Origin of the sequence: Alistipes sp. CHKCI003 (assembly GCF_900021155.1) — a bacterium.
GTDB lineage: Bacteria > Bacteroidota > Bacteroidia > Bacteroidales > Rikenellaceae > Alistipes > Alistipes excrementavium.
Genome location: NZ_FCNT01000075.1, coordinates 60614 through 80005, shown reverse-complemented (window position 1 = coordinate 80005; position 19392 = coordinate 60614). Strand labels below are relative to the sequence as shown.

General features: G+C 62.8%; 13 protein-coding genes. 2 read left to right on the top strand and 11 right to left on the bottom strand.

Annotated features, from left to right (window positions below):
* Positions 1 to 3: 3 nt before the first annotated feature.
* From BN3659_RS09905 to BN3659_RS09895, 3 genes are read right to left on the bottom strand one after another with little or no spacing between them, the layout of a single operon-like run.
* Positions 4 to 582, bottom strand: a complete 579-nt coding sequence (locus BN3659_RS09905; protein ID WP_091536621.1) for a helix-turn-helix transcriptional regulator — start codon at positions 580 to 582, stop codon at positions 4 to 6.
* Positions 583 to 584: 2 nt separating this feature from the next.
* The gene (rlmH, locus tag BN3659_RS09900) at positions 585 to 1058 is read right to left on the bottom strand and encodes a 23S rRNA (pseudouridine(1915)-N(3))-methyltransferase RlmH (RefSeq protein WP_091536620.1); all 474 of its coding nucleotides are present in this window, start codon (positions 1056 to 1058) and stop codon (positions 585 to 587) included.
* Between the two features lie 60 nt (positions 1059 to 1118).
* The gene (locus BN3659_RS09895) at positions 1119 to 2429 is read right to left on the bottom strand and encodes a glycoside hydrolase family 2 TIM barrel-domain containing protein (protein WP_091536618.1); all 1311 of its coding nucleotides are present in this window, start codon (positions 2427 to 2429) and stop codon (positions 1119 to 1121) included.
* 117 nt (positions 2430 to 2546) lie between these two features.
* Between BN3659_RS09895 and asnS the strand changes: the two genes are divergently transcribed.
* Positions 2547 to 3935: an asparagine--tRNA ligase gene (gene asnS / locus BN3659_RS09890; protein WP_091536617.1), complete on the top strand. Its 1389-nt coding sequence runs from the start codon at positions 2547 to 2549 to the stop codon at positions 3933 to 3935.
* A 275-nt stretch (positions 3936 to 4210) separates the two neighbouring features.
* On the top strand, positions 4211 to 5629 hold the full coding sequence (rpoN, locus tag BN3659_RS09885) for an RNA polymerase factor sigma-54 (protein ID WP_091536615.1): 1419 nt from the start codon (positions 4211 to 4213) through the stop codon (positions 5627 to 5629).
* A 144-nt stretch (positions 5630 to 5773) separates the two neighbouring features.
* Here rpoN and BN3659_RS09880 read toward each other — a convergent pair whose 3' ends face one another.
* The 8 genes from BN3659_RS09880 to BN3659_RS09840 all read right to left on the bottom strand — a co-directional run bounded on the left by BN3659_RS09880 (position 5774) and on the right by BN3659_RS09840 (position 18554).
* Positions 5774 to 7858 (bottom strand): leucine-rich repeat domain-containing protein, encoded by a 2085-nt coding sequence (locus BN3659_RS09880; protein ID WP_091536613.1) that lies wholly within the window; start codon positions 7856 to 7858, stop codon positions 5774 to 5776.
* 228 nt (positions 7859 to 8086) lie between these two features.
* Positions 8087 to 10021, bottom strand: coding sequence for an NAD(+) synthase (locus tag BN3659_RS09875; protein ID WP_091536612.1), 1935 nt, complete (start codon positions 10019 to 10021; stop codon positions 8087 to 8089).
* A 713-nt stretch (positions 10022 to 10734) separates the two neighbouring features.
* Complete coding sequence (gene pepT, locus BN3659_RS09870; protein ID WP_091536610.1) at positions 10735 to 11952, bottom strand: peptidase T; 1218 nt, start codon at positions 11950 to 11952, stop codon at positions 10735 to 10737.
* Between the two features lie 231 nt (positions 11953 to 12183).
* Complete coding sequence (locus BN3659_RS09865) at positions 12184 to 14187, bottom strand: OPT family oligopeptide transporter (protein ID WP_091536609.1); 2004 nt, start codon at positions 14185 to 14187, stop codon at positions 12184 to 12186.
* A 21-nt stretch (positions 14188 to 14208) separates the two neighbouring features.
* On the bottom strand, positions 14209 to 14601 hold the full coding sequence (locus tag BN3659_RS09860) for a hypothetical protein (protein WP_091536607.1): 393 nt from the start codon (positions 14599 to 14601) through the stop codon (positions 14209 to 14211).
* A 519-nt stretch (positions 14602 to 15120) separates the two neighbouring features.
* Positions 15121 to 15447: a nucleoside triphosphate pyrophosphohydrolase family protein gene (locus BN3659_RS09855; protein ID WP_091536606.1), complete on the bottom strand. Its 327-nt coding sequence runs from the start codon at positions 15445 to 15447 to the stop codon at positions 15121 to 15123.
* A 435-nt stretch (positions 15448 to 15882) separates the two neighbouring features.
* Positions 15883 to 17208: an alpha/beta hydrolase gene (locus BN3659_RS09850; protein ID WP_141682557.1), complete on the bottom strand. Its 1326-nt coding sequence runs from the start codon at positions 17206 to 17208 to the stop codon at positions 15883 to 15885.
* Between the two features lie 773 nt (positions 17209 to 17981).
* Positions 17982 to 18554, bottom strand: coding sequence for a DNA-3-methyladenine glycosylase I (locus BN3659_RS09840; protein ID WP_091536602.1), 573 nt, complete (start codon positions 18552 to 18554; stop codon positions 17982 to 17984).
* Positions 18555 to 19392: the final 838 nt, after the last annotated feature.

Genomic DNA, 19392 nt, shown 5'->3' with positions numbered 1-19392 from the left:
GATTCAGAGATCGTCGGCATCGACGTAGCCCAGCGTTGCGGCATAGAGCGTCAGCCCCGCGACGGATTTGATGCCGAGCTTTTCCATGATGTTGCGGCGGTGCGAGATCACGGTCGTGGTGCCGATGTGGAGCCGGTCGGCGATCTCCTTGTTCATCAGTCCCCGCGCGACGAGCGAGAGCACCTCCGTCTCGCGCGCCGAGAGCACGGCGGGCGGCGGTCCCTGCGGGTCGATGCGATGCTCGGGACGGCGGGCGTCGCGGCGGAGCCGCAGGATGTCGCGCACGATCCGCTCCTCGCTCGCGCAGACGTCGAGCCGGTGCATCTCGGCGAACTGCGTGCTGCGTCCGTGCCCCAGCAGGATGGTCTGTCTGGGCCGCTCCTGAAAGAACGCGCTGTGCCGCAGAAAGGTCTGCATCGCCACGAAATAGTGGACGTACCGTTCCGGGCCGCTCTCTTCGAAGGCCGCGAAGCGGTGGAAGACCGAGATCTCCGCCGCGGGCAGCAACTCCCCGAGCAGGGTCTTCAGCCCCAGACCCATGAGACTGTTGGGCGTGATGACGGCGATCGCGGGCTGCTGCATGGCTATTCGTGGTGATAGGGTTCGTTGCGCAGGATGGTGAAGGCGCGGTAGAGCTGCTCGGCGAAGATGGCGCGGACGATCTGGTGCGAGAAGGTCATGCGCGAGAGCGAGAGCCGCGCGTGGGCGCGGGCGTACACCTCGTCGGAAAAGCCGTAGGGACCGCCGATGACGACGACGAGCCGTTTCGTGCCGCTGTTGAGGCGCTTCTGGAGCCAGAGCGCGAACTCCACGGAGCGCTGCTCCTCGCCCCGCTCGTCGAGCAGCGCCACGAAATCGCCCTCCGAAAACTGACGCACGAGGGCTTCGCCTTCGGCCGTGCGCTGCTGTTTGACGGTGAGGCTTCTCGTGTTCCTCACGTCGGGCAGCACGGTGATGCCGAACTTGCAGTAGCGGTTCACGCGCCGCGCATAGAGCGCGACGAGCGATTCGATCTCTTTCGAATCGGTCTTGCCGATGACGATCAGTTCGATCTGCATGGTTCGGGCAGCGTTTTGCGTGGATTCGGCTTTCTCGTATCCGCGGGTTCCGACACGGGGTTACAGGTCCGAATTCCACTCGCCCGCAGCGTCGCCGTAGAGCACGGGGCGTTCCCGTTCGACGGATTTGAGCCATTGGTAGGCTTTGTACATGTTGTATCCGTTGCCCGATTCGCCGCCCAGTTCGTAGGCGATGACGCAGGTGAAGTTGCGCGAACGGTAGTACATGGCCTTCACCCGTTCGAGGTATTCCGCCGCGAGCTGCGGATCGTTCGAGGGGGTGCCGCCCACGGTGCGGTCGCTGCGGCCCGAGGGTGCGTTGAGGTTCGCGCGGTCGATGACGTAGAGCCCCAGTTCGTCGCAGATTTCATAAAACCACGCGGGCTGCGGAAAGTCGGGCCGGACGGTGTTCTTGCCCTGCTTGCGGAGCGAGGTCAGTTGAGCCCGCGTGGCCGCAGGATCGGCGCCTGCATTGTAGCGTGCCTCGGCGAGCGCGAGCGGCTTGCCGAAACTGTAAAAACGCCCGTCGCGGAATTCGATGTCGCGGAAACCGACCTTGCGGGGCATGTACTCCTTGTAGGCGCCGTCGCGGCGCAGAAAGAGCATCACCTCGTAGAGCGGCGGATTCTGCGTGCCGGCCTCCCATTTGTTGTCGTAGGTGTGGTAGATGTAGGGCGCGAAGTGCAGCGTGTCGGTCGAACGGCCGGCGATCGTGCGTTCCACGATGCTGTAATCGAGCAGTTTGCCCTGCGGGGAGTAGATGTCGTAGCCGACCGTTACGGGTTCGTCGTAGTTGAACGAGTTCCGGGCGACGACGTCGAGGCGCAATACGCCGAAGCGGCGGGTCGAGTCGGGGACGAGCGAGAGCGTGAAATCCGCGATGCTGCGCCGGTTCTGCATGTAGAGATAGCTGTCGGCGAAGGCGCTGCGCGGGGCGCGGGGCGTGGTTTCGTGCAGCTGAGGCGTCTGCGAGGGGCGCAGGGTAACGACGAACTCGTTCGCGCCTTCGCGTACATAGGGCGAGAGGTGGAATTCGGCCGGCGTCGCGGGGTCTTCGACTTCGGCCACCGCCGTGCCGTTCACCGTAAGCGTATAGGCCGATCCGGTGTTTTCGAGATGGAGGAAGACGTTGCCGTCGGTCCAAGCGTAGGGTATGTCGATCGTCTGGGCCGCATTCACGGCCTCGCCGCCGGCGCTCACGGGTTTGGGCGCGAAGGGGATATAGGCGCCGTCGCCCTTGCGGTTGCGGGCTTCGGCATCGTGGCGGGTGTCGTAGGGGGCGGCTTCGGTGCGGTGGATGCGTCCCGCGGTCTGGGCTGCGAGCGGGGCGGCCGATCCGAGCGCAGCGATCAGGAAGAGGATTTTTCGCATGGTGTCCTGTACTTGTTTATGTCGGACAAAGGTACTTTTTTTTTGCCGAATCGCAAATATTTGCCTACCTTTGTAAATTCGAAAAAGTCTTGGAAAATCACAGCTAAAACGAATCGTATGAAAAGGTTGAGAATCGCTGAAATACTGAAATCGACCGATGTGGATGTCGATATAACGGTCAAGGGATGGGTACGTACCAAGCGCGGCAACAAGAACGTGGCCTTCATCGCTCTGAACGACGGGTCGTGCGTGTCGAACATACAGATCGTGGTCGATCTGGCGAAATTCGGCGAGGAGCAGCTCAAGCCCGTTACGACGGGCGCCTGCATCCGCGTGGACGGTCGGCTCGTGAAGTCGATGGGTGCCGGGCAGGGGGTCGAGGTGCAGGCCGGGCGGATCGAGATCTACGGTACGGCCGATCCCGAAACCTATCCGTTGCAGAAGAAGGGGCATTCGTTGGAGTTCCTGCGCGACATCGCCTATCTGCGTCCCCGCACCAACACGTTCGGGGCCGTACTGCGCATCCGTCATGCCATGGCCTTTGCGATCCACGAATATTTCAACCGGAACGGATTCTACTACTTCCACACTCCGCTCATCACCGGATCGGACTGCGAGGGGGCGGGTGCGATGTTCAACGTTACGACCTTCGATCTGAACGACGTGCCCCGCACGGCGGAGGGCCGGGTGGACTATGCGCAGGACTTCTTCGGCAAGCCTTGCAACCTGACCGTCTCGGGTCAGCTCGAAGGCGAGCTGGGGGCGCTGGCGCTGGGCCGCATCTATACGTTCGGCCCCACGTTCCGCGCCGAGAACTCCAATACGCCGCGCCATCTGTCGGAGTTCTGGATGATCGAGCCGGAGATGGCTTTCTACGAGCTGGAGGACAACATGGAGCTGGCGGAGGATTTTCTCAAATACCTGATCCGCTATGCGTTGGAGCATTGCGCCGAGGACCTCGAATTCCTCGGCAAGATGTGGGACCCCGAGCTGCTCGCGCGGCTCCATTTCGTCGTGGAGAACGATTTCGAGCGGCTGGACTACACCGAGGGCATCGAGATTCTGAAGGCTTCGGGCCGCAAGTTCGAGTTCCCCTGCGACTGGGGCTGCGACTTGCAGTCGGAGCACGAACGCTATCTGGTGGAGGAGCATTTCAAACGGCCGGTGATCCTCGTCAACTATCCCAAGGAGATCAAGGCTTTCTACATGAAGCAGAACGACGACGGCCGAACGGTGCGCGCCATGGACGTATTGTTCCCCAAAATCGGCGAAATCATCGGCGGTTCGGAGCGCGAGGCCGACTATGGCAAGCTTTGTGCTCGTGTGCGCGAATTGCGCATGAACGAGAGGGAACTCTGGTGGTACCTCGACACCCGTCGCTGGGGTTCGGCGCCTCACTCCGGATTCGGACTGGGCTTCGAACGGCTGCTGCTCTTCGTAACGGGCATGACCAACATCCGCGATGTGATCCCGTTCCCGCGCTACCCGAAGAACGCGGAGTTCTGACCGCTCCGCCCGGAAACCCTTATGTACGAAGAAGAGACCAATTTCGAATTTTGATATTTATGGAATTCGATTGTAGACTTCGATTGTTCGGGGCGCCGGCCGGATCGTTTTCGCGCCGGGGCATGACCGGAGCCTCTTCCGGTGGATTCGGCGGCGGATTCGTGAACGCGGATCCGGGCCGTGCGAAGCCGCGATCCGAGGTGCGGACGGAGGCGGAAGACGGGCATTCGAAAGGATATGATTGTCTTGTGGAATTCTAAATTGGAGGATACGATATGGCCATAAACCAGAAACAGGTGCTTTCGCTGCAACAGAAACTCTCCCCGCAGCAAATCCAGATGATCAAGCTGCTGGAGCTGCCCACCGTGCAGCTCGAACAGCGCATCAAGCAGGAGATCGAGGACAACATCGTGCTCGAAGAGGAGGAACGCTCGCCCGAAGAGGAGGAGCCGCGGGAGATTTCGGTCGAGGAGTATCTGCGCGAGGACGACACGCCGTCGTACAAGAGCCGTATCAACAACTATTCGAAAGACGACAAACAGCGGCCCGTCTACCTTTCCGAGGGTCGCTCGCTGCAGGAGTATCTGGTCGAGCAGCTCGGCTACCGCGACCTCTCGGAGCGCGAGATGCGTCTGGCGGTCTACCTCATCGGCAGCATCGACGAAGACGGCTACCTGCGCCGCGACCTCGAATCGGTCGCGGACGACATCGCTTTTACGATGGGCGTCGAGGTTACTCCGGCCGAACTGGAGCGTCTGTTGAAGATCATCCACGAGCTGGAGCCCGCGGGGGTCGGGGCCCGCAACTTGCAGGAATGCCTGTTGCTGCAAATGGACCAGATCCCGCTCAACAGCCGTGCACGGCGGCTGGCCCGCAAGATTCTGACCTCCTATTTCGACGAGTTCGTCAAGAAGCACTACGAGAAACTGATCGCCCGTCTGCAAGTTACGGAGGACGAGTTCCGCGACGCCATCGACGAGATACGGCGCCTCTCGCCCAAGCCCGGAAATCTTTATTCGGAGGGCGGGACGGATACCACGCCCTACATCATCCCCGACTTCCTGCTCGACTTCCACGACGGACGTTTCGAGTTGTCGCTCAATTCGTACAACGTGCCCGAGGTGCGCGTCAACCGCCGCTATGTGGACATGATCCGCGACATGGTCGCATCGGACGGTACGGTGAAGGAGAAGGACCGCGAGGCGCTCCAGTTCGTCAAGAGTAAGATCGATTCGGCCAAGTGGTTCATTTCGGCCATCAAACAGCGCCACGATACGCTGATGCGGACGATGCAGACCATTCTGGACTACCAGCAGGAGTATTTCAAGGACGGCGACAAGAGCAAGCTGCGCCCGATGATCCTCAAGGACATCGCCGACCGCACGGGACTCGACGTCTCGACCATTTCGCGCGTGGTGAACAGCAAATACGTGCAGACGCAGTTCGGCATCATTCTGCTCAAGTCGCTTTTCTCGGAGGCGATGCAGACCGACTCGGGCGAGGAGGTGTCGAGCTACGAGATCAAGAATCTGTTGCAGCGGTGCATCGACGAGGAGGACAAGCGGCGTCCGCTGACCGACGAGACCCTGATGGACATGCTCAACGCCAAAGGCTACCGCATCGCCCGCCGCACGGTGGCCAAATACCGCGAGATGCTGGGCATCCCCGTGGCCCGGCTGCGCAAGCAGATCTGACGTGCGGCAGCTCCGAAGGGGGGCGTGCGCCGTTCGGTCTTCATCTGTCGCATATGCGAATTCCCCTCGGCCTGCGATTTTGCCAGCCGGGGGATGCCGTATTTTGGGAGTGATTCCCGCCCCCTTTCTGTCGCGTGTCCGGAGCTATTTCCACTCTTCGGGAATCCGGTCGTAGTCTGTGAGGCCGGTGCAGTCCGCATAGCAATAGCGGCCGTCGGGCACGGTGAACTCTACGGGATTCTCCGCACGTTCGTAGAGGTGGTATATGCGGTCGCCGATTTCGGTTGCGGGCGATTCGCCTTCGAGGGCCGAACAGCCGGCGAAAGTCCTGAAGAAAGAGAGTATCAGACGGTTGCGGTCGAACAGACCGGCGGGTATCGTGCGAAGCGATTCGCAAGCTGCGAAAGCGTCGGTCAGATCGCTCAGTTTTTCGTTGCGGTCGAACAATCCTTCGGGGATCGTTTCGAGAGCCGTGCAACCCTCGAAGGTACTTGTCAGATCCTCCAGTTCGCTGTTGGCATCGAAGAATCCGGCCGGAATGCGGGTGAGGCTTTTGCAGCCGAGAAACGCCATGGAGAAGTCTTCCGCCTGCGGGTTGCCTGCAAAGAGCGTCTCTGGAATCGACCGGAGGGCGGTGCAGCCTGCGAACAGTCCTTTTTCTTCCTTGTAGGAGGTGCCTTCGTAATAGATGGTTTCACCGCCGAAGCTGTCGACCTCGGAGTTGTGTGCGAAAAGTCCTGCGGGCAGTTCGGTCAGTCCGGTGCAGCCGTAGAAGGTCGCTTTGAAACGCGATGCCTCGGTGCAGGGGGCGAAAAGATCGGCGGGCAGGTGCGTGAGCCCCGTGCACTCTTCGAATGTGCGGTGGAAAAGATCGGCGCTCCGGCATCCGCGGAAGAGATCCGCAGGCAGCTCCTTGAGTCCCGTGCATCTTGCGAAAACCGTATCGAAGGTTTTGGGGTCCGCCCCCTCGAACAGTCCGTCGGGAAGGCTCCGGAGCCCCGTGCATTCGTAGAAGGTCGCTTCGAAAGTTACGGCGGCCGCGGCGTGCGCGAAGAGCCCTGCGGGCAGTTCGGTCAGTCCGGTGCAGCCGAGGAAGGTGCGGTCGAAAACCTCGATGAGCGAGAAGGCTCCGTCCGTGTCGGCAGCGATCCGTTCGAGCGACGTGAGGTCGCGCAGAATGATCTCCTCGGCTCCGAGGTTGCCCCACTTTTCCACGGCGAGGATGCAGTTCGTCTGTGCCGCCTGAGGCATGGCGAAAACCGAGATACGCGGCACCCTTCCGCGGATCGTTACCGCATATTCGCCCGCCGTTTCGTAGGTGTGGTGTATGGCGTTCGCATAACCGTCGTAGTGCTCGTAGCGCTCGATCGTTCCGTCTCCCCAATCGACCGTGCAGTTGTCGACATCGAGCAGGGGCAGATGGACCGTGCGTGCGTTGCCGGCCGAGGCGCGCACGCGGAGCACCATTTCGCGGCCGTTTGCCGCGAAGTCCACCTCCTGCCGAACGACGAATTCCAACAGTGCGAATCCGTCTGCGGCGAGCAGTACGACGCTGCCTTCGCGTGCGGAACTGCCTTCGGTGTGCGGTTCGAGCCGCAGCGTGTGGCGCTGGCGGCTGAATCCGGCTTCTTCGTCGCTTTCGATCTGCGTCTCTGCGGAGTCGTATCCGATCCACTCCTCGTTTACCGTGAGAGGCAACGGCCGCATGGCGTTGCTTTCGATGACGATCTCCAGCGTACCGCCTTCGGACGAAGCGATATAGGTGTTTTCAGCGGGAGCGCCGGCAAGCGTGCAGGAGAGTTCTTCGAGCGTTACGACGACTTCCTGCGCCGTTCGGTCGTTCGCGGCACGCAGGACGACTTCGCCCGGGATGCGTCCTGCCGCGTCGCCGATGCCGCGGACAACGAGTGCGCCCGCGCGGTCCCCTTCGGTCAGCACTTCTGCTTCATAGACCGATTCGTCGCTGGTCCATGCTTCATAGACGATATCGAGCGGCTCTTCCTCCGTCTGTTCCGGTATGTTGCCGGTGCGGACTGTGAAGCCGATCCGCACCTCGTCGTCCGGAAGAACGAGGGTCCGCAAGCGTTCCAGTTCGATCGAAAGGAACGGGCGGTCGTCGGGTGTCGTGATAGGTCCGTCGTCGCCTTGGTCATTCTCTTTTTCGAGCAGGTCGCAGGAACTTGCACCGGCCATGCAGAACAGAAGTGTCCAAAGTAAGAATTTCTTCATTTTTCGTTGAATGTTTCGTTGTGCTTCTTTCATCTATTTCTTGCCTCGGCTGAACCTGAACCAGAGTTCGGCACAGCGCTCGGCTTATCGAAAACGTTCGCCTTGCGGGCAGTCGTTTTCTCGCCTCGGCTGAACCTGAACCGGAGTTCGTCTCGGCGCTCGGCTTATCGAAAACATTGTTTTTCGTACACTCTTTCAAAAGAGCGTGCCGGACGGGGCGCCGTCCGGTCAACCGGCTTCTTCCAGTTCGTCGAGCTGCGTCAGCCAGACAGCGGCCGAGGCGTCCGAAGGCATGCGCCAGTCGCCGCGCGGCGAGAGAGAGACACTACCCACCTTCGGGCCGTCGGGCATCGCCGAACGTTTGAACTGCTGGGCGAAGAAGCGGCGGAAGAACGTGCGCATCCAGCGGAGAATCGTCCTGCGGTCGTAGCGGCCGCGGAAAGCGCTCTGTGCGAGGTAGAGGAGCTTCGCGGGGCCGAAGCCCGAGCGGACGAAGTGGTAGAGGAAAAAGTCGTGCAGTTCGTAGGGCCCCACGAGTTCCTCGGTTCTCTGGGCGATGCCGCCGGCCTCGTCCGCCGGGAGCAGTTCGGGGCTCACGGGGGTGTCGCAAATGTCGAGCAGGATGTCGCGGATACGTCCGCCGGCTGCATCCGCCGCCCATGCCACCAAATGCCGAACGAGTGTCTTGGGCACCGAGGCATTCAGGCCGTACATCGACATCTGGTCGCCGTTGTAGGTGGCCCAGCCGAGGGCCAGTTCGCTCAGGTCGCCCGTACCGATCACCAGTCCGCCGACCGCGTTGGCCACGTCCATTAGTATCTGCGTCCGCTCGCGGGCCTGTGCATTCTCGTAGGCCGCCGAGCGATCCGCGGGGTCGAGCCCGATGTCGGCGAAATGTTGTTCGCACGCCTTGCGGATGGGGATTTCGCGGGCGTCGACCCCCAACTCGCGCATCAGTTCCACGGCATTGCGGTGGGTGCGGTCGGTGGTTCCGAAGCCCGGCATCGTGATGCCGACGATTCCCTTGCGGTCGAGGCCGAGCCGGTCGAACGTGCGCACCGCCACGAGCAGGGCGAGGGTCGAGTCGAGGCCGCCCGAGATGCCGAGGACGGCGCATGTGCAACCCGTATGTCTGAGCCGTTGGGCGAGGCCGCAGCTCTGGATCGAGAGAATCTCCTCGCAACGCGTGCCGCGCCGCGCCGCGTCCGACGGTACGAAGGGCAGAGGGGCGATGTCGCGGTCGAGGGTCTCGGTCCGCAGACTCTCGGCGATCTCCAGTTCGACGACCGTCGTTTCGGCCGCGGCCTCCTCCGTGCGGAAGGTCGTCGTGCGGCGCCGCTCGGTTTCGAGCCGTTCGATGTCCACGTCGGCTACGACAAGTTGCTCCTCCGTGGCGAAACGTTCGCTTTCGCGCAGAATGGTGCCGTTCTCGGCGATCAGGGCATTGCCTGCGAATACCAGATCGGTCGACGATTCGCCCGCGCCGGCCGAACAGTAGACGTAGGCCGAGAGCGTGCGGGCCGACTGCTGGGCCACGAGCGTGCGCAGGTAGTCGTGCTTGCCTGCCGTTTCGGGCGAAGCCGAGAGGTTGAAGATCGTCGTCGCACCGGCGAGCGCCAGTTGCGACGACGGCGGTGCGGCGACCCACAGATCTTCGCAGATCTCCACGCCGAACTCGGCGCCGTTCACCGCGAAGGTGAGGTCGCGGCCGAAGTCGGCTTCCCGGCCGGCGAGCACGACCGTGTCCGATGCGATCTCGGCGCCCGATGAGAACCAGCGGGCTTCGTAGAATTCGTTGTAGTTGGGGATGTGGCACTTGGGCACCACTCCCATGATCCGCCCCTGTGCCATCACCACGGCACAGTTGTACAGTTCGTTCGTGTGGCGCACGGGCATGCCGACGACGAGGGCGAGAGGCAGCTTGCGCGTCTCTCTGAGCACCCTGCCCAGCGCTTCTTCGGCCGCTTCGAGCAACGTCGGTTGCAGGAAGAGATCGCCGCAGGTGTAGCCCGTGAGCGACAGTTCGGGGAATGCCGCGATCTCCACGCCCCGCTGGGCTGCCCGCTGGGCGAGGGCGACGATGCGGTCAGCGTTGTGCGCGCAGTCGGCCACCCGTACATGCGGCACTGCGGCCGCGACTTTCAGAAACCCGTATCGGTCCATACGTTCGTCGAATTTTTGGTCTGTTTTTTCGTTTCGGCAGTTTTCGATCGAGGTCCGGATTGCGCCCGGCCCTTCGAAAGCGATGCTTTACAGCGTATTTACGAGGCGCGCCTTGAATTGTATGCCCCCCCCCGAATCGGGAGACGGTTTCCGCCATTGCGGACCGTGAACAAAGAGTATCTTCTTTCCGATCTCGGTGGACCGGCCGTTCGTTGCCGCCGGCCGGCGGACCGCTCTTTCCGCGGACATATTTCGCTTTCCGCGGATATACTTCGCAACGGCATCCCGCTATGAAATGATGAAAAAGCAGGTGTCGCAAATACTTTGTGTTGTCCGTTCGCAGCCGGCGGAGGATGCGATCAGGCTGTCGCGAGCCGGGCAGTCATCCGGCCGGATGGCTGCGGGGTGTCCGGTTACGGCCGGGGCCGAAACCGGTGCCTGATTCCGGATTCGGATTGCGTTACCGACAAGAGCATCCGACGCTGTTCTTTATTTCCCCCCCCCTCCGTTTGCCCCGACATTGCGGAGCGGTGTTCGGCAATTCGGCCGTCTCTCCCCTCACCGTCCTCGGCTGCGGATTGTACCGCGCCTCGGATTCGTGTCGTTGCCGCCGCTGGGCGGTCCGCAGCTTCTTTGCGGGCGGAGGCGTGGTGGCGGACCGGTATTCGAAATTTCCGGACCGGCGGCGGAGCTCCGCCGCCGGTCCGGAAAGATCACTTCGCCCAGAGCTGCGCGAGGTTGATGATCGTCTGCATCGCCTTGTGCATCGTGGTGAGCGAGACGTACTCGAATTTACCGTGGAAGTTCATGCCGCCCGTGAAAATATTGGGGCAGGGCAGTCCCATGAACGAGAGGCGGGCGCCGTCCGTGCCGCCGCGGATGGGCCTCACGATGGGCACGACGCCGGCCATGCGCATCGCTTCGAGCGCCTTGTCGATCACCTGCGGATGCGGCTCGACCATCTTCCGCATGTTGTAGTATTGGTCCTTGAGCGTGAGTTTCAAGACGCCTTCGCCGTATTTTTTCGCCAGCAGCGCCACGCAGTCGTGCAGGTAGACCTTTTTCTGTTCGAATTTCGAAGCGTCGTGATCGCGGATGATGTAGCTCACCGAAGCTTTCTCGACCGTGCCGTTCAGCCCCACGCAGTGATAGAATCCGTCGTAGCCCTCGGTGTGCTCCGGGCGTTCCCATGCGGGCAACATGCCGTTCAGCTCGCAGGCCACTTCGATGGCGTTGATCATCTTGTCCTTGGCGTAGCCCGGATGGACGTTGCGCCCCTGAATCTCGATCTTCGCGCCTGCGGCGTTGAAGTTCTCGTACTCCAGTTCGCCTTCGAAACCGCCGTCCACCGTGTAGGCGAAATCCGCGCCGAAAGCGGCGACGTCGAAGTGGTCCACGCCGCGGCCCACCTCTTCGTCCGGCGTGAAGCCGATCCGGATCTTGCCGTGCGCGATCTCGGGATGGGCCATCAGGTATTCGGCCGCCGTCATGATCTCCGCCACGCCCGCCTTGTCGTCCGCTCCGAGCAGCGTCGTGCCGTCGGTGTGGATCAGCGTATGGCCCACGAACTCCTTCAGTTCGGGGAAGTCCGCCACCTTCATCGTCAGATGGCCGTTCAGTGCGATGTCGCCGCCGTCGTAGTTCTCGACGGTGCGGGGCTTCACGTCCTTGCCGCTCATGTCGGGCGAGGTGTCCACGTGGGCGATGAAACCCACGACCGGAGCGTTTTCGCAGCCGGGTGTCGCGGGGATCGTGCCCATCGTGTAGCCGAAGCGGTCGGTCGAGACCTCTTGCAGTCCCAGCGCACGCATCTCGTCGGCCAACTCATGCAGCAGCACGAGCTGCTTGTCGGTCGAGGGGTAGGTTTCGCTCTCCTCCGAGCTCTGCGTGTCGAAGGAGACGTATTTCAGAAAACGTTCTTTTAAATCCATGATATTTCGAGTTTTTTATTCGTTGAATCTTTCGTTTCGCTTTTTCGCCTTGACGGAGTTCGCACAAGCTCTTCGCTCGGTTTGCCGGAAACGACGGTCGCCGGAATGCGGACGCATGCGCCGTTTGTCGGTCGCGGCCGGCGTACACGCCGTCCGCATCGGCTCCGCTCTCTTCCGTACCGCCGGTTTCGGGACGGCCGTGCGTGGTTCCGGCGATCCGTCGTGTGCGGGTTACTCCTCTTTCCGGGCTCTGAGCGTATGCCAGCCGAAGTAGCCGATCAGGACGACGTACATCGCCAGTCCGAGCCACTCGGCGCCGTTCGAAGCCGCCCACTCGGTGAGCTTCCACTCGGCGCCCGCGAATTTGAGGATGGCGCTCACCACGCCCATCAGGGCGCCGCCGGCGATGAAGCCCGAGGCGATGAGCGTGCCGCGGTCCATGCGGGCTTTGTTCAGCCCCTCGTCCTTCGAGCGCGACGAGACGAACCATGCCACCAGACCGCCCACGACGAGCGGGGCGTTGAGCGACATGGGAATGAACATGCCCAGTGCGAACGGGAGCGTCGGCACGCCGACGGCCGTCAGCACGAGCGCCAGCACCGCCCCGCAGCAGTAGAGCGTCCACGGCGTCGTGCCGCCCGACATGAGGGGCTGGATCACGGCCGCCATGGCGTTGGCCTGCGGCGCCACGAGCACGCTGTCGGCGCCGAATCCGTAGGTTTTGTTGAGGATGATCATCACGCCCGCCACGGTCGCCGCGGCAACGAACGTGCCGAGGAATTTCCAGCCCTCCTGTTTGCGGGGCGTGGTGCCGAGCCAGTAGCCGATCTTCAGATCGGTGATGAAGCCGCCGGCCATCGAGAGCGCCGTGCAGACCACGCCGCCGATCACGAGCGCCGCCGTCATGCCGCTCGGGCCGCTCAGTCCGACGCTCACCAGCACGAGCGACGAGAGGATCAGCGTCATGAGCGTCATGCCCGACACGGGATTCGAACCTACGATGGCGATGGCGTTGGCCGCCACGGTGGTGAAAAGGAAGGCGATCACGAAGACGATGGCGATGGCCACGACCGACTGCATCCAGTTGTGCAGCACGCCGAACTGGAAAAAGAGGAAGGTGGTGGCCAGCGTGGCGACGAGTATCGTGAGGATCAGCTTCATCGTCAGGTCGCGCTGCGTGCGCACGGAGGTTTCGACCTGCTTTTTGCCGCCTCCGAGCTCCTTGACGGCGAGCCCCACGGCCTGTTTGATGATCGACGACTGACGCACGATGCCGATCAGTCCGGCCATGGCGATGCCGCCGATGCCGAGCGGCTTGCCTATGAATTGATAGAGGTTTTCGGGGGTGAAGATGCTCTGCGGGTCGGCGAGGATCGCTTCGTTCGTTACGCCGAGGAGTGCGGTCAGGCCCGCGGGGTCGATGCTCTGGGCGAACGATCCCACCAGCGGCACGACGATGAACCACACGAGGCACGAACCCGCGGTGATGATGAGCGCGTATTTGAGACCGATTATGTAGCCCAGACCGAGCAGTGCGGCCGAGGTGTTGATGCCGAAGACCACTTTGAATTTATCGGCCGCTGCGGCGCCCCACTCGCAGATGCGCGTCGAGACCGACTCGGTCCAGAGACCGAACGTTCCGACCACGAAATCGTAGAGGCCGCCCGTGAGACCGGCCGCGGCCAGCAGCTTGGCCTGATTGCCGCCCTTTTCGCCCGAGACGAGCACTTCGGTCGTGGCCGTGGCCTCGGGGAAGGGGTATTTGCCGTGCATCTGCTTGACGAAATATTTGCGGAACGGGATCAGCAGCACGATGCCCAGAATGCCGCCGAAGAGCGACGAGAGGAAGACCTGATAGAACCGGGCGTCGAGTCCGAGGATGTAGAGCGCCGGCAGGGTGAAGATCGCTCCGGCGACGATCACGCCCGACGAGGCGCCGATCGACTGTATGATGACGTTCTGCCCCAGCATGTTCCTACGTCCGGTCAGATTGCCTACGCCGACGGCGATGATGGCGATCGGAATCGCCGCTTCGAACACCTGACCGACTTTGAGGCCCAGATAGGCCGCAGCAGCCGAAAAGACGATGGCCATCAGCAGGCCCATTCCTACCGAGTAGGGGGTTACCTCTTTCGGTTTGGCCGATGCGGGCATCAGCGGTGTGTACTCCTCGCCCGGCCGCAGTTCGCGGTAGGCGTTCTCGGGGATCGAGGTCTGTTGTCGTTTCTGTTCCATAGGGAGTTTCGGGTAGTGTTTTTATGGGTTGTACTTAGCTAATTCCTTGAGGATGTAGTACCGGCCGAGCGAGGCGGGAGCCTTGTGCGCATCCTGATGCCTGTAGACGGCGCAGGCCGCCGCGGCGCATCGCCGCGCTTCGTCGGACGTCTCGGCCGCGGCGGCCAGATCGGCCAGCAGTTCGGCGAAAAGCTCCAGATCGTCCGGCCCGAATCCGTGCCGTTCGACGAGCACGGACACGAAGTCCTCCTCGGCCAGCAGTGCCTCGATGTCGAGCCGGTCTGCCAGTTCGGTTTTCGCGGTTGGACCGACGGTTTCCGGTGCGTCGCTTCGCCGGAGTATGCCGATTTTGTGCAGCATGCCCCGGAGCAATACGCCGATCTTGTCGATCTCTCTGAGTATGAAGTCTTCCATTCTTTTCGTCGGTTCGGGCGTGTCGTCTGCCGCCGGTTGTTGCGGAGTACGGTCCCTTCTGCCGCGCCTTCTGCCGTTTCGGTTGCGACAGTCCGCCGGCCGCCTGCGTCGTGTGCGGGACGCATTTGCCGTCGTGCGGCCGCGATGTCTACGCCGGTATCGTCTGCGAGGCCTGTCGCCGCCATCGCCGCGGTGGGAACTGCGGCTTGGTCGCTCGTCTGCCGTACCGTCTGGTGCGTTTTCGGTCGTGGCGGCGGTTGTTTTGCGGCGGTGTGGGCTGCCTCCTGCCTGTTTCGCTTCCGGCTTCGTCGCGGAAGGGGGGGCGGCGGCCGTTGCGTCTCGTGCCGGACCGTCGCTGTCCGCACTGTCTGCCGCGAGCGTTTCCGGTGCTTCCCCTCCCCGCCATTGTCCGCCGCTTTTTCCCGGTGGTCGTCGCTGCGCGGACCGCAGTCGGCGGGGCTCCGCTCTCGTGCCGGTCGGCAGTCGCGCAGTTTGCGGCCTTTCCGCTTTGGAATGCCGTCAGCGGTTGTCGCCGCTTCCGTGCAGCAGGTCGCGCTGCTTGCGCGAGCGGAGTTTTTCGACGTTCCAGCGGGCCACGTCGTCCAGTTCGAATCCCAGATCGCGCGACAGCGTGGCGCAGTACCACAGCACGTCGCCGATCTCCTTGGCGATTTCGAGCCGGCGCTCGTCGGTGAACTGCTGCGAATTGTCGCGGATCACTTTTTTCACCTTGTCGGCCACTTCGCCCGCTTCGCCCGTGAGGCCGAGCGTGGGGTAGACGATGCGCTGGTCGTCGGGGTAGATCGCCGTTTCGAGCGCATGCTGCTGGTATTCGTTGAGGGTCATCGTTTTGTGTTTTATACTTGTCCGAACGACAAATATAACGAAATTTTTTCGAAACGCCAACTCTCCGGCCCGAGGAGGGGGCTTCGAGGAGGCGGAAGGGGCCGGGCGACCTGCGGGGTGCGGTTGCGGACCGGGGCGTGCGGGCGGTGTTCCGCGAATGGGGACGCACCGACACGTCTGTTCCCGTCTTCCGCGGCGGAGCGAAAGACGGTCCCGGATTCCACGTCGTACGAACGTCCGGCAGGCAGTCAGGGGTTTCCCAACTGCCGGATCGTCGGTCGGATGCGACGCTGCGGGTTGCCGCGCGTCGGGGAAAGAGACGGAGTTTCGGCGTCCGGCATTTCGGGGTGCATACGGCGGGTGATCCCCGCGACCTCCGGGGGCGGGTTGCGGACGAACGGGCAGCGGTTTTCGGGGGAGAACACTCTGCGCGAATCACAGACCGCGGATAAAACGGGGGACGGCCTCCGCGAGCGTCGGATCGAGCGGCAGCGAGGCATCCATGTAGACCGCCATCTGCTCTTCGGCAGTGCGCCCTTCGCCCTGCTTGAGCGTGTGCGTCATGCCCTCTATGAGGAGCAGTTCGGCATCCGGTCGGGCCGCTTTGAGCACTTGGGCATCGGTGGGCGGAACCTGTATGTCGTTCGTGCCGCCCACGATCAGCACCGGAACGCGAACACGGCGGATCGTCTGCTGCGGATCGCGTTTGAGGTGCGAGGTCCAATAGTTCTGTAGGTAGGGCTGGAACAGCGCGGACAGTTCGCGGGGACAGTCGTCCACGGGTTTGCCCTGACGCAGCGCATTGAAGATTTCGGACAGCCGCATCGTCGTTCCGATGTCGAGGCGCGGCGCGAGCTGCGTGAGCAGCATCCGGTCGATGGGGTATCCCGGGCCGGCGAGCGATACGACGCCGCCGATCCTGTGATCCGGTCTGCGGCTGGGGCCTGCTTCGGCCGTCCGGGTTCCGGATTCGGTCTTGCCGGCCTCGTCGCCGGTCGTGCGTTCGGCTGCGAATACCGTCGAGTCCTTTGCCGCACGATCCGCCGTCTGCCCGGCTGCATGGACTGTGGCATGCCCTGTCGTGCAGGCGGACGTTCGACCTGTCGCCGCTGCCGCTGTGTCTGCTGCTGCGTCGTTTGCCGTGCGGCTCGTCGTCCTGTCTTTCGGACCGGGGGTCTTGCCGTGAGCGGTTTTATCGGTACGGGCGGTTCCGCACGCCTCTCCGGCTGCCGTGTTCCCGGCTTCGGCCGCGGGGGCCGTTGTCGGGAGCGGCGGCACTGTCTGCGTCTCTTCCGCGGCGGCATCCGCGGCTACGCAGAGGGCGATCAGCGCCCCTTCGCTGTGGCCGACGAGCACGACCTTCTCGAAGCCTTCGTCGTGCAGGAAGTCGACCCATGCCGCCGCATCGTCGATGTAATCGTCGAGCGAGACGCCGTAGATTCCTTCCGGCGTGTCGTAGCGGCTGGCTCCGATACCCCGTTTGTCGTAGCGGAGCGAGGCGATGCCCTGCCTCTCCAGCGCATCGGCCAGATAGAGGAACGTGTCGGTGTAGAGCCCCTGTTGACGCGAATTGCAGTTGCGGTCGGTGGGACCCGAGCCGGCGATCAGCAGAGCTGCTGTGCGGGCGCCCTCTGCGGGGATGCGGAGGGTGCCGTAGAGGGTGCCGAAGCCGCGTTCGAGACGGACTTCCCGTTCTGCCGCCGCGAGGGGTGCGGCGTGCAGGAGCAGCAGGGCTGCGAAGGTAAGGAACGATTTCATCATACGTGAGCGAGATTTGCCAATAAAATTAGGAATAAAATCGGATAAAAACAATTCTTTCGTTATTTGCGCCTGTAGAATCAGCGGCCGAGTGCCGGACCGGTCGGGGCACTCCGGAGCGGGATAACGATTGCTCGGAAACGAACATTTGCGCCGAGTCGGGAGTAATCCGAATTTGCCGGGGAAATTGCCGGGCGGGAATACGAAGGGTGAGAATCGACCGTTTCCTTGGGCCGAGCGCAGAGCGAACGGGAATTCGGGTTCTGCCGAGGCGCGAAACGGAAGAAAAGAATCCGGCGTTTCCGCCGGGCGGAGCGGGAAAGCCGGATTTGTTCGAAGCTGGCCGCCGCGACGGATCGGCGCCTGCGGAAGAAAGAGAAAATCCCGTTCCATTCGATATGGAAGCAGGTAAAGATCGGATCTATGGAATGAAAGTCTGCCTTTTCCCGGATTTTGGCGGCTCGAAAGCTGCCGGAATGTTGTCTGAGTACGCAATTTCCTGTACTTGCCGGTCCTATGCCCGAATCAGCCGGCTCCGAGGGAGCGGCGGGGTGCGTCCGCGGACGGCTCGTGGCCGGCCGAGCCGCTGCGGCACAAACGGCACGGGACTTTTCGGATCGTAAACGTTGCAATCCGGCCGATGTCGGAAAGGTCCTCCGAACCATCCGCGGGACGAACGGTCCTGCGCCTGTCGGGCATTGCGGACGAAGGTGTCCGCATCGCATCCGTTTCCGTCCCGCAGGTATGCGGGAAACGATATGCCGCATGAAGCGTGTTTATCTTTTTCGACAGACGCAATCCGCCAGATGGTCGTCGACGAATCCCGCGGCTTGGAGAAAGGCATAGCAGATCGTCGTGCCGAAGAATTTGAATCCTCGCATTTTCATGTCCCGGCTCATGGCATCGGATTCGGGAGACGCTGCCGGTATTTCGTCCAGCGACCGGAACGTGTGGCGGATCGGTCGCCCGCCGGGAAAGAACGAGAGCGTGTAGCGGTAAAAACTGCCGAACTCTTTCTGTATGGCGAGAAACCGTCTCGCATTGGCGACGGTCGCTTCGATTTTCAGCCGGTTCCTTACGATGCCGTCGAACCGCATCAGCCGTTCGGTCTCTGCGTCGGTCATGCGTGCCACGCGCACGGCGTCGAAATCGCAGAAAGCGCGGCGGTATCCCTCCCGTTTTCGGAGAATCGTGATCCAGCTCAGGCCGGCCTGAGCGCTCTCCAGTACGAGGAGTTCGAACAGCCGTTTGTCGTCGGTGGTCGGTTTGCCCCACTCGTCGTCGTGGTATTGTACGTACAGCTCGTCCGTTCCGCACCAGCCGCACCGTCCGTTGATCAGGTCTTGCATCGTCGCATCGTTTGTCGTTCGCTGAATAGTATGTGCGGTATGGTGGGGTTCTTTGCCGCACCGCCGCCGTTCGGGGGGGGCGGCCGCTTAAAGCAGTTCCACGATCTTTTCGAGACCGATGCCGCGCGAGCCTTTAATCAGTACGAGGGCATTGCGCACGGGATGCTCCGAGAGAAAGGCGGCCAGCTCGTCGCGCGAGGGGAAGCGGAGGATGCGCGCCGCACACGCCTGTTCCGGCGGGGGGAGTGGCGTTCCGGCGGCGGATGCCGGACGGGGTGCGTCCGCCGTCGGGGGGCCGGGATGGTCCTGCCGGAGGAATGACCCGCCCCACTCGGGCGCTTGGCGTCCGGGTGTGCCGCAGTCGTCCTTCTCCCGTCGGCCGGCGACGTGCTCCGCACGGGCGGACGATTTGGCGTCGGTCGGATTCGCCGCGGCGGATTCCTCCGTATCGCATCCTTGTGCGGCGTGTTCCCGTGCGGTTGATTCCCGCTCGGCGTTTTTCCGCACTGCGGCCTCCTGCGGAAAACACTCCTGTGCGGCGGACCGGGGCTGGGCGGCCTCCGTCGCGGATAGGCGGCCGGACGCTGATTCCGCGGCCGGAAGAGCTGTCGCCGGGTCGTTCGCGGCCGAAAGGTGCGCCGCCGCATGGGCGGAAAATCCCGTAATACGGGATGCTTCCGGCATGCGGGATTCTTCCGACGAGGTGCGTGCCGCCTGAGAGGCTGCGGCCGAGAGTTTCGTCCGAAAAGCGGGGTCCGGAAGTTCCGACGGGCCGGATACGGGCGAGCCGGAGGTCCATACGGTGCCGTGCGCCCCTGTGTCCGGGTCGCCGAAGAAC